Origin of the sequence: Arthrobacter sp. 9AX, from assembly GCF_902506095.1 — a bacterium.
GTDB lineage: Bacteria > Actinomycetota > Actinomycetes > Actinomycetales > Micrococcaceae > Arthrobacter.
In genome coordinates this window covers 530413-545119 of the sequence record NZ_LR733293.1, presented here as the reverse complement: position 1 = coordinate 545119, position 14707 = coordinate 530413, and the positions used below count along the sequence as shown (strand labels likewise).

General features: G+C 67.5%; 10 protein-coding genes. 2 read left to right on the top strand and 8 right to left on the bottom strand.

Annotated features, from left to right (window positions below; translation table 11 throughout):
• From atzF to BACI348_RS02465, 5 genes are all read right to left on the bottom strand, one after another.
• Window positions 1-1851 (bottom strand): allophanate hydrolase, encoded by a 1851-nt coding sequence (gene atzF / locus BACI348_RS02485; protein ID WP_236557382.1) that lies wholly within the window; start codon window positions 1849-1851, stop codon window positions 1-3.
• On the bottom strand, window positions 1848-5594 hold the full coding sequence (uca, locus tag BACI348_RS02480; RefSeq protein WP_159823798.1) for an urea carboxylase: 3747 nt from the start codon (window positions 5592-5594) through the stop codon (window positions 1848-1850). Before uca ends, atzF begins: the two co-directional genes overlap by 4 nt.
• Window positions 5591-6268, bottom strand: coding sequence for an urea amidolyase associated protein UAAP2 (locus tag BACI348_RS02475; RefSeq protein WP_159823797.1), 678 nt, complete (start codon window positions 6266-6268; stop codon window positions 5591-5593). Before BACI348_RS02475 ends, uca begins: the two co-directional genes overlap by 4 nt.
• Window positions 6265-7137 carry an urea amidolyase associated protein UAAP1 gene (locus BACI348_RS02470; protein ID WP_159823796.1) on the bottom strand — a complete coding sequence of 291 codons (873 nt, stop codon included), beginning with the start codon at window positions 7135-7137 and terminating at the stop codon, window positions 6265-6267. Before BACI348_RS02470 ends, BACI348_RS02475 begins: the two co-directional genes overlap by 4 nt.
• 62 nt (window positions 7138-7199) lie before the next feature.
• Window positions 7200-8699 carry an amino acid permease gene (locus tag BACI348_RS02465; RefSeq protein WP_159823795.1) on the bottom strand — a complete coding sequence of 500 codons (1500 nt, stop codon included), beginning with the start codon at window positions 8697-8699 and terminating at the stop codon, window positions 7200-7202.
• A gap of 243 nt (window positions 8700-8942) precedes the next feature.
• On the opposite strand from BACI348_RS02465, the gene BACI348_RS02460 reads away from it, so the two are divergent.
• Window positions 8943-9614, top strand: a complete 672-nt coding sequence (locus BACI348_RS02460) for a TetR/AcrR family transcriptional regulator (protein WP_159823794.1) — start codon at window positions 8943-8945, stop codon at window positions 9612-9614.
• A gap of 64 nt (window positions 9615-9678) precedes the next feature.
• Window positions 9679-10515, top strand: coding sequence for an alpha/beta fold hydrolase (locus BACI348_RS02455; protein ID WP_159823793.1), 837 nt, complete (start codon window positions 9679-9681; stop codon window positions 10513-10515).
• Window positions 10516-10586: 71 nt separating this feature from the next.
• Here the strand turns inward: BACI348_RS02455 and BACI348_RS02450 are convergent, their stop codons facing one another.
• From BACI348_RS02450 to BACI348_RS02440, 3 genes are all read right to left on the bottom strand, one after another.
• Window positions 10587-12065 carry a DHA2 family efflux MFS transporter permease subunit gene (locus tag BACI348_RS02450; RefSeq protein ID WP_159823792.1) on the bottom strand — a complete coding sequence of 493 codons (1479 nt, stop codon included), beginning with the start codon at window positions 12063-12065 and terminating at the stop codon, window positions 10587-10589.
• Between the two features lie 129 nt (window positions 12066-12194).
• Window positions 12195-12761: a type 1 glutamine amidotransferase domain-containing protein gene (locus tag BACI348_RS02445; RefSeq protein WP_159823791.1), complete on the bottom strand. Its 567-nt coding sequence runs from the start codon at window positions 12759-12761 to the stop codon at window positions 12195-12197.
• A 161-nt stretch (window positions 12762-12922) separates the two neighbouring features.
• The gene (locus tag BACI348_RS02440; RefSeq protein ID WP_236557380.1) at window positions 12923-14695 is read right to left on the bottom strand and encodes a DUF5605 domain-containing protein; all 1773 of its coding nucleotides are present in this window, start codon (window positions 14693-14695) and stop codon (window positions 12923-12925) included.
• Window positions 14696-14707 lie beyond the last annotated feature (12 nt).

Sequence of the window (14707 nt, the reverse complement as noted above, 5' to 3'; positions counted from 1 at the left end):
TCAGGTGCGCTCTCCCCTGCTGAAGCCTGCCAGGGCGGCTTCGCCCAGGTTTTGCCACAGGCTCCTGGGCCGGTGCAGGTGGTCCTTGGCCGCCAGCCAGTCACCGTAGCGCGTGATGTCCTCCCCGCCCGCGGCGGCCACGGCGTCGCAGGCGAACCCTACGGCCCTGGAGCCATCGGCCAGTTCGATGGATCCGAGCAGCATGGGTTCGGGCAGCGCGGCCAGGAACTTCCCCAGCCCTGCTTCGGACACCAGCCACCGTTCCCCCACCAGCTCCGCGCCGTCGTGGTCCGAGCGGTACACCCCCGGTTTAGGCGGCACCGTGTCCAGGGACACCATCCGGTAGCGGGCTGAGGTGCGCGCGGGCCCGTCCCAGAAAGCCCCGAGTTCCTCAAGCTGCGGCGCCAACGGCTGGCCCCTCCGGTGCGCGCCCACCACTACGAGCGGTACAGCGGTTGCGCCCGCGGCAACGGGCCAGGGAATGGACGACGCCGGGTGGCCACCAGTGCGCCCGGCCGCCGGTGCCGCGCCCCCGGCGAAGAGGGCGGGAGCGTCGGGCGTTACCTCCAGGCGGCGGGCGATGTCCGCCGCCACGGCGTCGTCGAACGTCCGGCCCACCACGGTCAGCCCGAACTGGGCCCCGTCCACCTCGCCGGCAGGCACCGCCACAGCGCACAGGTCGAACAGGTTGCAAAAGTTTGTATACGTGCCCATCAGGGAGTTCACCCCCACAGGGTCCGCAGCCACCTCGGCAAGGGTGGGGTGGAACGGCGCGGTGGGGATCAGCAGGGCGTCATATCCTTCCAGCTCCGCCATCGCCTGGCGTTTCAGCACCTCGAGCCGTGCCGTGTCCGCCACATACCGGTACGCAGGCACAGTACCGGCCGCCCGGATGATGCGTTCAACGGTGGGGTCGAGGCCGTCCTGGCCGTCCGTCACGCCATCGTGCTTCGCAAGGAAGCTGCCGACGGCGGCGTACCGCTCCGCCACCAGTCCGCCGTCGTAGAGCAACCTGGCAGCGTCCAGGAAGGCATCGAATTCGATGGCCTCCGCTTCCATGCCCAACGCCTTCAGCCGGTCAACGTTGCGGTGGAATTCTGCGGCCCAGGTTTTCGGGAGCGCCGGCAGGGTTGCCGGGTACGCCACACGCGGCTTTTCCGGCGCCGCCAGCCGGATGCCCGCAGGCCAGGCACGTGATCCGCCCGCCATCACTCCCATGGCTAGTTCAGCAGTGGCAAGATGGCGGGCGAAGATGGTGACGGCGTCCCAGGACCTGCACGCCGGCACCACGCCTGCCGTGGACACAACATCCAGGGTCGGCTTGATGCCCACGACGCCCTGCAGCCCGGCCGGGATGCGGCCCGAACCGGCGGTGTCGGTCCCAATGGCGATGTCCACCAGGCCCAGCGCCACGGCGACCGCGGAGCCGGAGCTGGAGCCGCCGGAAATGAAGTCCGGACGGCGGGAGTCCCGGACGGCACCGTGCGGGCTGCGGGTGCCCACCAGGCCGGTGGCGAACTGGTCCAGGTTGGCGGCACCCAGGACCAGCGCCCCGGCGGCACGGAGCCGGGCCACCGCTTCGGCGTCCTTGTCCGGGACGAAGGCAAAGCCAGGGCAGGCAGCTGTGGTGGGGATTCCCGCCACGTCAACGTTGTTCTTGACGGCGAGCAGCAGCCCTGCCAGCGGCAGGGTGGCCCCGCCCGCGGCGGCCGCATCAATGGCAGCCGCTTCGGCCAGCAGGTCATCAGCCCCGCGGAGGGTGATCCAGATTTCCGGGCGGTCAATGGTTTCCAAGGCGGCGAGGGCTGCTTGGGCCCGAGCGGTGGCCGGGCCGGTTTTCATTGTGCTCATACTGCTGCCTCTTCCAGTTCAGGAGCTCCGGATACCAGTTCGAGGTCCACATCCGCACCGAGGACCACCACGGCTTCACCCGCGACGACCTGTGATCCGGCGACCGGCAGGACCCGCAGCACCACGCCGTCGCACGGCGCTTCCAGCACGGTTTCCATCTTCATCGCTTCGAGGGATACCAGCGGCTGGCCCTTGGCGACCCGCTCGCCTTCGGCCACATCCACCTTCCAGACACTCGCGGCGAAGGGGGCGCAGACGAGGGAACCGCCGTCCGGAACCTCCACCTCGGCTGCCGTCGGAACCACAACGGCAGCCAGCGCGTCGGCACGGTCGAACTCGCCGGCATCGGCCCATGCCTGCCGCTCAATGGCGAATGCCGCGCCCTGCTTTTCCCGGAACGCCGCGATGGACTCGCGGTTCTCCTCAAGGAACACCTCGTGCTCAGCCAGCGAGAAAGTGCCGTCCTCGATGTCCACCCCGCGGCCCCTTCCTGCGGCCATATCGGCGCGGAGGTCCAGGAGTTCCTCAGGGCTGACGGGATACCAGGAGATCCGGTCGAAGAAGCGCAGCAGCCAAGGAGAGCCCGGCTCGAACGGCGCGGAATCCGCGTAGCGCGACCACACCTGGGTGGTGCGGCCCACGAACTGGTAGCCGCCGGGGCCTTCCATGCCGTAGATGCACATGTACGCGCCGCCGATGCCCACCGCATTCTCCGGCGTCCAGGTGCGGGCCGGGTTGTACTTGGTGGTGACCAGGCGGTGGCGCGGATCCAGCGGAGTGGCCACCGGCGCCCCGAGGTAGACGTCACCCAGGCCCAGGACCAGGTACTCGGCGTTGAAGACGGTGTCGAATACCTCGCTGACCGAATCCAAGCCGTTGATCCGCCGGATGAACTCGATGTTCCAAGGGCACCACGGGGCGTCATCCCGGACCCCCGCCATGTACCGTTCGATCGCCTCGCGGGTGGCGGGATCATCCCAGGACAGCGGCAGCCGGACGGTCCGGCTGGGAACCACCAGTTCAGAACTCGCAGGCAGCGCTGCCTCGATCTCCCGGACGAGTCCCAGCAGCCGCGTGGTGGACAGGACCGAGGGGTCCACCTTGATCTGCAGCGAACGGATGCCCGGGGTGAGGTCCACGATGCCGGGCATCCGGAGCTGTTCGAGGTGCTGGTGCAGGGCGTGCACCCTGGCCCGAAGGCCAAGGTCCAGCACCATCTCGCCGTATTCCACCAGCAGGTTGTCGTCACCGGAACGGCGGTAGGTGACCGCCGGCCGTCCGTCGCTTTCAGGCACCCGGCCCAGCACGCCGTCGTCGCCATCCCCGCGGGCGGTGCGCAGCGCCGGCACTGATGCCGGGGCCGTGGCGGAGGAACCGGCCCCTGACCACGCGTCGTCGCCCGGAAGAATCAGCTGGCGGCCGGGTCCCAGGTCCTTGGCCGACGGCGCATGGCTGGCTTTGACCGGAACGAAGCGGACCTTGTCGCCCGGCCGGAGCTGGCCAAGCTTCCAGCGGTCCGCCGTCACCACGGTGACGGGGCAGACAAACCCGCCCAGGCTGGGTCCGTCCGGGCCCAGCAGGATGGGGGTATCGCCGGTGAAGTCCAGGGCACCCACGGAGTAGGCGGTGTCGTGGATGTTGGAGGGGTGCAGGCCCGCCTCCCCGCCGTCGGTCCGTGCCCAGCGCGGCTTGGGGCCGATCAGACGGACCCCGGTGCGGGCGGAGTTGAAGTGGACCTCGTACTCGGCGCCGTACAGCTCTTCGATGTCTTCGCGCTGGAAGAATTCCGGGGCACCGTGCGGGCCTTCCGTTACCGTCAGTTCCCAGGTCGAGGCCAGGGCCGGGCGGCTGTCCAGCGGAACTGCTGCCACGGGTGCTGCCGCCGTCGCTACTTCGCCTTCGGCGGGGGCAACTGCCCGGAGCACGTCGCCGGCGCGCAGCACGCGTCCGGCGTGGCCGCCGAACTGGCCCAGCGTGAAGGTGGAGGCGCTGCCCAGGTACTGCGGTATGTCCAGGCCGCCCTGGAACAGGATGTAGCCGCGCAGGCCCTTGCCGGCGGCAGTGCCGACGTCGAGCGTTCCGCCCGCGGGAACCGCGACAGGGGTCCAGGCAGGAACTTCCATCCCGTCAACTGTCACGCTGACTTCCGCGCCCGTGACACAGACGGTGGTGGCGTGCGTAAACGTCAGGCTGGGCCCCGTCATGGTGAATTCCAGGCCGGGAGCACCTTCGGGGTTGCCGAGTGCTGTGTTTCCCAGCCGGAAGGACAGATCGTCCATGGGTCCGCTCGGCGGGACACCGATCTGCCACAGCCCGGTCCGGCCGGGCCAGTCCTGCACGCTGGTTTGCAGGCCGGGGCGGTCCACGGTGATGCGCGGCTCCGGATCCCCCACATTGTCCAGGGTGCTGGTGGAGTGCTGGACCCGGCGGACCACATCCAGCACGGTGGCGGCGCGGAGCATCCCCAGATTGGTTTCGATGCCATCGATCAGGGTGCCGGCGAGCGCGGCGGCCAGCCGGTCAAACGCGTCGGCGCGGTCGCGGCCGGAGGTGATGATCTTGCCCAGGAGCGGATCGTAGTTGGTGGACACTTCGGTCCCGGTTTCCGCCCACGCGTCCACCCTGGCCTCTGACGCCGGCGGGTAGGCGGCATTGGTCACGGTGCCCGCGCTGGGCTGGAAGCCGCGGGCCGGGTCCTCGGCGTAGACGCGTGCTTCCACGGCGTGCCCGGTCACCGGCAGGCTGTCCGGCACGCCGGTCAGGACTGCCTGGCCTTCGCCGCCACCCTGGGCCAGCCGGAGCATCCATTCCACCAGGTCCACACCGGTGACGGCCTCGGTGACGGGGTGCTCCACCTGGAGCCGGGCGTTGACTTCGAGGAAGGAAGCCTCACGCCGGGTGGAGTCGTAGACGAACTCCACCGTGCCGGCGGAGCGGTAGTTGAGGGAGGCGCAGAGGGCGCGGGAGCTGCGGTGGAGTTCCTCGCGCAGCTCGTCGGGCAGGTCCGGGGCGGGGGCCTCTTCGAGGACTTTCTGGTGGCGGCGCTGGAGGGAGCAGTCCCTGTCGCCAAGGCTGACAACCCGGCCTGCGCCGTCGCCGAAGACCTGGACTTCGATGTGGCGGGCGTTCTCCACATACCGTTCGGCGAACACGCCCGCCGTACCGAAACTGGCACCTGCCAGCCGGGCCACACGGGGGAAGCTTTCGGCGAGTTCAGCCTCGTTGCGGCAAACCGTCATGCCGATTCCGCCGCCACCACCGGTGGCTTTGAGCATCAGCGGGAACCCAATCGCCGCGGAGGCCGCGACGGCGGCGTCCACGTCCTCAAGCAGCCCGGAACCGGCGATCATCGGCACCCCGGCTGCCCGTGCGGCGTCGCGCGCTGTGTGCTTGGTGCCGAAAATGCGAAGCTGCTCGGGGGTGGGTCCCACAAAAACCAGCCCGGCTGCTTCCACGGCCTCGGCAAACGCGGCGTCCTCGGAGAGGAAGCCGTAGCCGGGGTGGATGGCGCCGGCTCCCGTTGACCTGGCAGCCTCCAGCAGCGCATCCACGCGGAGGTAGGACTCCTTGGCCGGCGCGGGACCCAGCAGGACCGCCTCATCCGCCAGCCGGACGTGCTTGGCGCCCCGGTCGGCTTCGGAGAACACGGCAACGGTGCGCAGGCCCAGCTTTTTGGCGGATTCGATGATGCGGCAGGCGATCTCGCCGCGGTTGGCGATCAGGAGGGTGTCAAAAGTGCTCACTTTGCAGCCTCCGGCCGGGTGACGATCATACGGACAGGGGTGGGGTTGAAGCCGTTGCAGGGGTTGTTGACCTGAGGGCAGTTGGAGACCAGCACCAGCGTGTCCACCTCGGCCTTCAGGGCCACGCGCTTGCCGGGGGCGGAGAGGCCGTCGACGATGCCCAGGGCGCCGTCCGGGTCTACCGGGACGTTCATGAACCAGTTGATGTTGGACACGAGGTCCCGCTTGCCGAGGCCCCAGCGGGAGCCCTCGATCAGGAAGTTCTCCACGCAGGCGTGCTGTTCCCTGGTGTGCTGGCCGTAGCGGAGGGTGTTGGATTCCTGCGAGCAGGCGCCGCCGATGGTGTCATGCACCCCCACCTCGTCCGCCACGACGGTCATCAAGGGCGCGCCGGTTTCCGCCCGCAGGACCGAGCCGGTGGTCAGGACGATCGACTGCTGCGCGGCGATAGTGGCAGCGGCGGAGTAGCGGACAGCCGTGTCGCCGGCGCCGTACAGCAGGCAGTCCACAGCCTGGTTGCCTTCGAGGTCCACGATGGTCAGCACGTCACCTGCTTTTACGACCGCGGACCAGGGGCCGCGTGCCTCAACGAATTCGTCGAGGATCACATCGCCGGGAACGAGTGCAGTATCGCGGGCGGCCGCTGCGGACCGGGTGTAGGTGGCGGTGTTCATCGGGCATTCCTTGCGGTGAGGTCGTGTTCGGTGTTGCGAAGGGCCTGCAGGTGTTCGGGGATCAGGGGGCCGGTGAGGCTGCCCGTTTCCAGTGCCGTCAGGTCCTGCGGGGCGTGCCAGGCAACAATGTCGACGGCGGTTCCGGTGAAGTCCGGGCGGGGGTCCAGCGGGTGGGCGGTGTTGGCAAGGACCAGCACTGCGTCCATGTGAAGGAGGAGTTCGACGGCGGCACCCGGCCCGGCGGTCCCGGTGAAAGTGATGTTTCCGGCCGGGTCCACGGTGCTGCCCTTGAAGAGGGACAGGGACGGGCCCACATCACGCGGGCCCAGTCCGCTCTTGAGTGCGCCGAGGGTGAGCAGTTCGCGGGCGGCCGGGGATGCGCTGTGCGCGGTTCCGGCTCCGTACTTGGCGGTGTTGCCCGCCAGGGTGGTGGCGCCAGTGAGTGCGTCGTGGCGGGAGGACGTATCCGCGACGAGGGTGGCCATCAACCGGCCGGCGTCGGACAGCAGCGGATGCCCGGTGGAGGGGTAGGCCTGCCAAGGGACCTTGACGGTGTCCGCCATGTTGAGCCGCTCGTGCAGGGCCCCGGCACGGTAAAGGAGCGCGTGCACGCAGGCGTCACCGAAGGTGTCGGTAAGCCGGATCCTGGTGCCGCGGGCCAGGGCCATAGTGGTGTAGCGGCCAAAGGCAAGCGACTCTGCCCAGGTGGGGGACGCGCCGTCGGGCAGTCCGGCCAGAAGGCGTGCCGGAGCCGAGGCGGCCGGTACGTACCGCATGGTGTCCGCCATCCGGCCGTGCTGTTCACGTGCGTGGGCACGGGCGCCGGCAGTGGTGGCGGTTCCTGCTGGACTGTCAGTTACTTGTGTCATTTCGATCCTGTGGTGTGTAGACGCCCGCTTGGCGGCGCAATGGTCTTGGAGGAGTTTGTGGCTTAGGCCTTGGCCAGGTTCCTGCGGCGGACCCAGATTCCGAGCAGCAGGACCACTGCCACCATGAGCGGCGCGGAGTAGAGCAGCACCGGGTTCTCGCCGGAGGGGTCATAAACCTCGGGCCGCGGCCAGGCGAGGTTGACCACCATCACGCATCCGTAGAGGACGGCGAGGATATTGACGGGCAGTCCCCAGCGCCCCAGCGAGAAGAGGCCTTTAGGCATGGTCTGTCCCACGCGGTTCCAGTCGCCGCGCAGCCTGTTGAGGAGCTGCGGCACGGTGACCATCAGGTAGGCGAGGTAGACCATCACAATGCAGACGCTGCACAGGGTAGTGAACAAGGCCGCGTTGCCGACGTTGATGGCCAGGACGCCCACAGCCAGGGCGCCGATGACGATCGAGGGCCACATGGGCGTTCCGCGGGTGGGGTGGACGGAGGAAAGCAGGGCGGAGGCGGGAAGATTTCCGTCGCGGGCCATGGAGAACACCAGGCGTGAACCCGCCGTCTGGATGGCCAGCGTGCAGACGAAGATGGCGATGGCCACGTCCACCAAGAGAACCTTGCCCCAGAAGGTGCCCAGGACGGCAGTGAGGACGTAGGGCAGGCCCTCTGTGGCGAGCCGGCCGTCGTCGAGGCTCGGCGCAGCCATCAAGGCGGTAATGATCATCAGCGCACCGCCGAGTCCGGAGATGAGCAGGGCGGAGAGGATGGTGCGGGGAGCGGTGCGGCGCGGGTCCTTGGTTTCTTCCGAGAGCTCACCGGCCGAGTTGAAGCCCACCATGACGTACGCGGCCATGAGGCCTGAGACCAGGAAGGCTCCCACTGCGCCGAGGTCCGAGCCCTGCAGAGCGGTGGTGTCCGCAACAACCTCAGGCCCCCGCTGGGCGGCGCTGAGGAGGGCCAGGATGACGGCAACTACGCCCACGATCTCGCAGGTCACGCCCACCGAGTTCACATGGGCCATCAGCTTGACACCCATGGAATTGATGACGGTGGTGGCCACCAGGAGCACCGCACCCAGGATGACCGCGTTGGCCGCGCCCGTCACGGTGTTCAGCGCCGGATCGCCGCCCACCAGCTGGAAACCGTCCCAGAGCTGGGGCAGCACCACCTGCAGGGCGATGGCGGCGGCAGCAGCAGTGACCACCTGGGCGATGGCCATGAACCAGCCGGCGAACCAGCCCACGCCCTCTCCCCCAACGCGCCGTGCCCACTGGTACACGGCACCGGACAACGGGTAGCGGGCGGCGAGCTCAGCGAAGTTCAGTGCAACAAGCAGCTGGCCCACTAGGACAACCGGCCAGGTCCAGAAGAAGGCGGGACCCGCGAACGAGTAGCCGAAGGCGAACAACTGGAAGATGGTGGTGAGGATGGAAACGAAGGAAAAGCCGGCGGCGAAGGAAGCGTAGCGGCCGAGTTTCCGGTGGAGGGTGGGCTCGTAGCCAAGGGACGTCAGATCTGCATCGTCCGCGTGGACGGTGGGAAGAACGGTTGAGGTCATCGGATTCTCCGGGGGCTGGAACGGCGAGGGTGCCGGCGGGAATGCAGCACTCGGCCGAAAGCTGCGGAATACCGGTCACTTGATAGTTTTCCAGCACGATGTCCCCAACGAGTTTCACCTCTGTAAAAGGCGCATTGACATCTTGTTTCAGGGGTATTTCCATCTCCTCACCTTTCCTTGCGGCGCCCGGACGGTTCCCCTTGGCCGCCCGCGCGGCCCTCCACGGGGTGCAAGAATGATGCCGTGACTTCAGCCGGACCAGGACGCCCCCGCAGCCAACAACCCTCCAGGCCAGGAGCCACGGCCCGGGAGGAGATCCTGGATGCAGCCGCTGAACTGTTCACCACGATGGGTTTCGCAAACACCTCCACCCGCTCCATCGCCGATGCCGTAGGCATCAGGCAGTCTTCGCTGTATCACCACTTCAAAACCAAGGACGACATCCTCGAGGATCTCCTGGGCGGCACTGTTTCCGGCGGGCTGGCGTTCGCCAGGGCGGTGGCAGCCCTGCCCCAGGCTGAAGCGTCCGCTGGAAGCCGCCTTCACGCCGTCGCGCTTTATGACGGAACGCTTCTGTGCAACGCCCGGTGGAACCTCGGCGTCCTGTACCACTTGCCCGAGGCCCGGAGCGGACGCTTCGAACGGTTCCTGGCCGGCCGCCGGGAACTGCGGAACCTGTACGGCGAACTCGGCGGCGCCCTCGCCCCCGCCGGCGATCCGGCCCTCCCGGGGTCCAGCGCCGGCGATCTCGCCTTCCGCCTGGTTGAATCCCTGATCAACCTCCGGGCGGATGGCATGGCGACTTCCGATTCTCCCCCGCAGGCGGCGGACGCCGGGCTCATCCTGTGCGGGCTTGGTGCCGAGTTGCCGGCGATCCGGGAGCAGAGCGCGGCGCTCATCGAGCGCCTCGGCTAGCGGACCGCGCGGCCCGGCGGTGTCCATGGTGCCCTCGCTCAGGATGCTCGGCTAGGCTCGGAACATGACGCGTGAGAACATCAGGACCCCCGACGGCGGCACTCTGGAGCTCTTTTCCACCGGTGCGGAACTGGCATCCGCCGGTTCAGGCGTGGTGGTTGTTCCGCCGTCCATGGTGACGGCTGCCGATTACACCAAGTTCGCGCAGAAGCTCAGCGCTGCGCTGGGCCGCCCGGTCCACACGTTCAACCGCCGCGGCCGCGGTTCGTCGTCCCCGCAGCCGGAGGATTACACCCTGGACGTGGACATCCGCGACCTCGATACCGTGATGAAACACACCTCCAGCACCGACGTGTTCGGGCACAGCTTCGGCGGCGCCGTGGCCCTGCATGCGGCCCGGACGCTGCCGGTGGAGCGTCTCGCCGTGTATGACCCCGCCGTCTCCGTGAACCACAGCGTCAAGGCGGACTGGACCGCCGAATACGAGCGCGCCGTCGCGGCCGGGGATGACGACCGCGCCCTCGCGGTCCTGCAGCGCGGCCTCGAAGCGGGTGGCGCCTTCTCATCCCGGATGCCGCTCTCCATGCTGACCCTGGCCAACAAGCTGACGGCCGGCACCACTGAGGGCAAGCAGCAGCGCGAGCTGATGCGCACCGGCGTCCGCGAGATCAAGGCGATCATCGCCGCGGACATGCCGGCCGAGCCGTTCCTGGAACTGCCCCTGGAAACCCTGATCGTGGTGGGCGAGAAGAGCCCGGCATACTTCGGGGTGGCGTGCGGCCAGATCCACGACGTCCTCTCCGGCTCCAGCTACACCATCCTGCCCGGCTTCGGCCACGACGGCGTCATCAAGGCCCCGGACAAGCTGATCAAGGAGCTGGCGGACTTCTACGCCGGCTGAGATATGGCTGAGCCGGCCGCACCCACGCGGGATCCGGCTGGCTCGCTGGCGGAGGCAGGCGCCGGCTTAGCTTAGTGCCCCGCGCCGTGACCCGGCCCGGCACCTTCGGTCTTACGCATCATGGCGGAGAGCACGACGGCGGCGAAGGCAATGACGGTCGCCGTCCGGAAGGCGGCGCTCATCCCCGCGACGAGGCCCGACGCTGCGGACACCACGGCAAAGATGGACACCAGCAGGGCCGTGCCGGCAGCCCCGGCGACCTGCTGCGTGGTGCTCATGATCGCGGAGCCGTGCGAGTACAGGTGAGGCGGAAGCGGATTCAGGCCGGTGGTGAAGGCGGGCGTGAACAGCAGCGCCAAGCCGAAACTCAGGCCCACGTGCAAGGTGACGATCCACGCCACGGGCGTGCCGGCGTCGAGCATGGAAAACTGCCAGAGGGTCACCACCATCAGGACCGAACCCGTGACGGTGAGCGGCAGCGGCCCCACCTTGTCGAACAGGCGGCCGATGACCGGGCCGAGCAGGCCCATGGCCAGGCCGCCGGGCAGCAGTGCGAGGCCGGTCTCGAGGGAGCCGAGTCCGCGGACTTCCTGCAGGTACAGGGGCAGCAGGATGACTCCGCCGAACAGGGCCATCATGGCCACCACCATCAGCAGGACCGAAACGGTGAACATGCGGAACTTGAACGCGCGCAGATCCAGCAGCGGGGCGTCGGACTTCTGCAGGCGGACCTGGCGGAGGACAAAGACCGTAAGGCTGGCAACGCCGATCACCAGTGCGGCGATAGCCGCCACACTCGGACCTGCCTGGCCGTCGTGGCCGCCGCCGATCTGGCTGAGTCCGTACACCAGGCCGCCGAAGGCAGGCACCGTGAGGATCACCGAGAGGGCGTCCAGCTTGGCCTTCTCCGTGACACCCACGTTGGTCAGGTACTTGGCACCGATGGCAAGGGCCGCCAGGGCAACCGGAAGGACGAAGACGAACATAAAGCGCCACGTGAAGTGCTCGAGAATCAGCCCGGAAACCGTGGGGCCCATGGCCGGTGCCACGGAAATCGCGATGCTGACGTTACCCATCACGGCGCCGCGTTTGGCCAGGGGAACCAGGGTGAGGATGGTGGTCATCAGCAGCGGCAGCATGATCGCGGTGCCGCCTGCCTGGACGATGCGGGCCAGCAGCAGGATCTCGAAGCCGGGAGCCACAGCCGCAAGTGCAGTACCGCCTGCGAAAAGGCCCATCGCAAGCATAAACACTGCCCGCGTCGACAGGGTTTGCAGGATGAAGCCGGTGGTGGGGATGACCACTGCCATGGTGAGCATAAAACCGGTGGAGAGCCATTGAACTGTAGGCGCGTCGACCTGGAGATCCACCATCAACCGCTGCAGGGCGACATTCATGATGGTCTCGTTGAGGATCACCACAAACGTCGCCACCAGCAGCGTGCTGATGACCGTCACCGATTCGCGGGACATCTTCTCCGGAGCGGCGGGCTTGGTTCCTACGGCCTGGACAGACGGGCCGCCGGCGTTTGGAGAGACTTCGGTAGACATGGATGTTCCCTCAGGGAGTTGTTTGAGTGGTGCGCGATCAGCGTCGCTGCAGACTCCAACACTCTACCGGCTGGAGTAATTCCTCCGCACGGGACTTTTTCCTTAACCCTGAGGGAACATTGGAGGGTTTTAGGCTGTCTGGCCTGCGTGCTGGCCCTCCGAGATTTCCTCGACGAGCTTGCTGTTGAACGCCGGGAGATCGTCGGGGTTGCGGCTGGTGACCAGGCCCTGGTCCACCACCACTTCCTCGTCGGTCCAGTTGGCGCCGGCGTTCTTCAGGTCCGTTTCGAGCGTGTGGTAGGAGGTCACGTTCCGGCCCCTGATCACGCCTGCGTCGATCAGCAGCCAGGGCCCGTGGCAGATGGAGGCCACCGGCTTGTGCTGTTCAAAGAAGCTTCGCGTGAAGGCCTGGGCGTCCTTGTCCACCCGGAGGTGGTCAGCGTTTATGACGCCGCCAGGAAGTACCAGGGCGTCAAAATCGTCGGCGCTGGCCTCGGCGACTGTCAGGTCGACGTCGAACGTGTCGCCTTTGTCCGTGCCCTCGAATCCCTGCAACCGGCCGCTCTTCGGAGCCACCAGCGTGGGCTGGCCGCCGGCCTCCTTGACTGCCTGCCACGGGCTGGTCAGTTCGATCTGCTCCACGCCGTCGGTCAGCAGGAATGCGACCTTCTTGCCTTCGATGCTGTGTTCTGACATTTTTCCTCCTCGCGTGAACCGGGTTCCTGCGTCCCCTTCGGGGCGCGGGTTACCGCTTCGAGAGATGTTTGCCTGACAGCTTCCAGCGTAGGAAAACCCAAAGTAATAAGCAAGCTGATTACTTTGGGTTTCCAAGGGATCGCGGCGGGTCGCCCGGGAAGTCAGGCGACGGCGCGGATCCTCACCGCTATGAACTGCCGGCCGGGCAGCTCCACCCGGAAGCGTCCCTCCATGGTGCCGGGAAGGGTTTCCACCGTCATGTTCCACGTGTCAATGACGTCCACCTCGTACTTCCGGCCCGCCGGCATGACAAAGTTACGGTACGTGGGCTGGTTGAAGCCGAAGTAGCTCAGTTCGTACTCGTACCGGATTCCGGCGGTGGGAACGTCCCAGGCGCTGGGCAGCGGCTCCAGGAAACCGCCGGGGGTCTCTTCCTGGATGCGGCGCAGGAAGGCGATCCGCTCGGGACTGCTGCCGTGGAACTCCCCGCCTTTGGCCCACCACAGGATGTCGCCGGCATCCATGTACGTTTCGCCATGGCCCACGTAACCGCCCCGGATGGCTCCTTCCCAGAACCGCCTGGTCATCTCCTCACCGGTGATGTTGCCCCAGCCCTGGTCGATGTTCCCTTCGTAGGCACACTCATCGATGACCACGGGCTTCTGCCAGCGGTCCCGCCACTCCCCCGTGAACTCCGCGGTTTTGTGGACGTCCTGGCGCTGGATGCTGCTATGCGTCACCCACGGACGGCTGTAATCGTAGAACGCCTGGCAGTTGTGGATGGAGAGCAGGTGCCCGCTGGGGTCGTTGGCCTGGACGATGCCGGCGAAGCGTTCCCAGTCCTCGGTGGTCTTGCGGAACAGGAGATCGTATTCGTTGGCAAGGGACCACCAGATGTTCCGGTGAGAAGCCAGCCGCGCCACCACATACTTGAGGTACCGGTCGTCCTGGCCGGGGGTCATGGTGGAGAAGCCCCAGCGGTCGTAGGCATGGAACAGGATCAGGTCGGCTTCGATGCCCAGTTCGTCCAGCTGGCTGATCCGCTGCTCAAGGTGGCGGTAGAAAGCCGGGTTGGGCCGCTCGTAATCGAAGCCCCCGGACAGCGATCCCTCGAAGGGGTAGAAGTCCGGTTCGTTCTCATTGAAAAGGTAGGACTTGGGGAAGACACACATGCGCATCTTGTTGAACGGGCCGGCGGCCAGGGTGTCCAGCGTCTGCTTTTCCAGGGCGTCGCCCTGGTGCGTCCAGGCGTAGGCAGTGGTGCCGATGGGCAGGTAGGGGGTGCCGTCGTCGTACGCAAAATGGAACGTGTTGGCTACCCGGACCACGCCGCGGGAGCCGGCCGGAGCCTCCGCCGCACGGAACGAGCCCGTGACGCCGTCCAGCGACCGGGCGTTGCTGGACGTGGCAAGGGTCCAGTCCCCTGCTTCCGGGAGCAGGAGCCTGGCCTTGTAGCTGCCGTCGCCATCGTAGAAGCCGGGCACGCTGAGCACCTTGCCCGACGGGGCGGTGAACTCCACCCGGAGGTCGACGTCGGTGAACGGGTTGCCGTGCGAAGGCCCGGCGAACGTGACTTCGAAGCGTTCCTGCGCCGCCGCCGTCGCCGGCAGTGCCAGGGCAGCACTGGCGCGGGCCACGGTGTCCGGCTCATAACCGGCGGACGGGGCGGGAACATCGGCTGCGGCCGCGGCGGAGCGCTCAGCTGCGGTATCCTCCGGCTCCAGTTCGCCGATGAGCCGCAGGATCTCCGCCACCTTGGCGGGGCTGTCCTGCAGTGCCTCCTCCGTTCCCAGGATCATGCCCACCTCGTGGAAGTACAGGGTGTGCAGCAGGGGGCTGTTGGTCAGTGTGGGGACATGCTCCGCCAGGATGCGGTTGCCTTCGGCATGCCGCATCACGAAGTACAGCGGGCTCTCAGCGGTGAAAGTGGTCATTGATGCCTTCTT

Bases quoted from the DNA above. Each gene is read 5' to 3' on its own strand.
- BACI348_RS02440 (WP_236557380.1), bottom strand. From the start codon at position 14,695: ATGACCACTTTCACCGCTGAGAGCCCGCTGTACTTCGTGATGCGGCAT.
- atzF (WP_236557382.1), bottom strand. From the start codon at position 1,851: ATGAGCACAATGAAAACCGGCCCGGCCACCGCTCGGGCCCAAGCAGCC.
- BACI348_RS02455 (WP_159823793.1), top strand. From the start codon at position 9,679: ATGACGCGTGAGAACATCAGGACCCCCGACGGCGGCACTCTGGAGCTC.
- BACI348_RS02445 (WP_159823791.1), bottom strand. From the start codon at position 12,761: ATGTCAGAACACAGCATCGAAGGCAAGAAGGTCGCATTCCTGCTGACC.
- BACI348_RS02450 (WP_159823792.1), bottom strand. From the start codon at position 12,065: ATGTCTACCGAAGTCTCTCCAAACGCCGGCGGCCCGTCTGTCCAGGCC.
- BACI348_RS02465 (WP_159823795.1), bottom strand. From the start codon at position 8,699: ATGACCTCAACCGTTCTTCCCACCGTCCACGCGGACGATGCAGATCTG.
- BACI348_RS02475 (WP_159823797.1), bottom strand. From the start codon at position 6,268: ATGAACACCGCCACCTACACCCGGTCCGCAGCGGCCGCCCGCGATACT.
- BACI348_RS02470 (WP_159823796.1), bottom strand. From the start codon at position 7,137: ATGACACAAGTAACTGACAGTCCAGCAGGAACCGCCACCACTGCCGGC.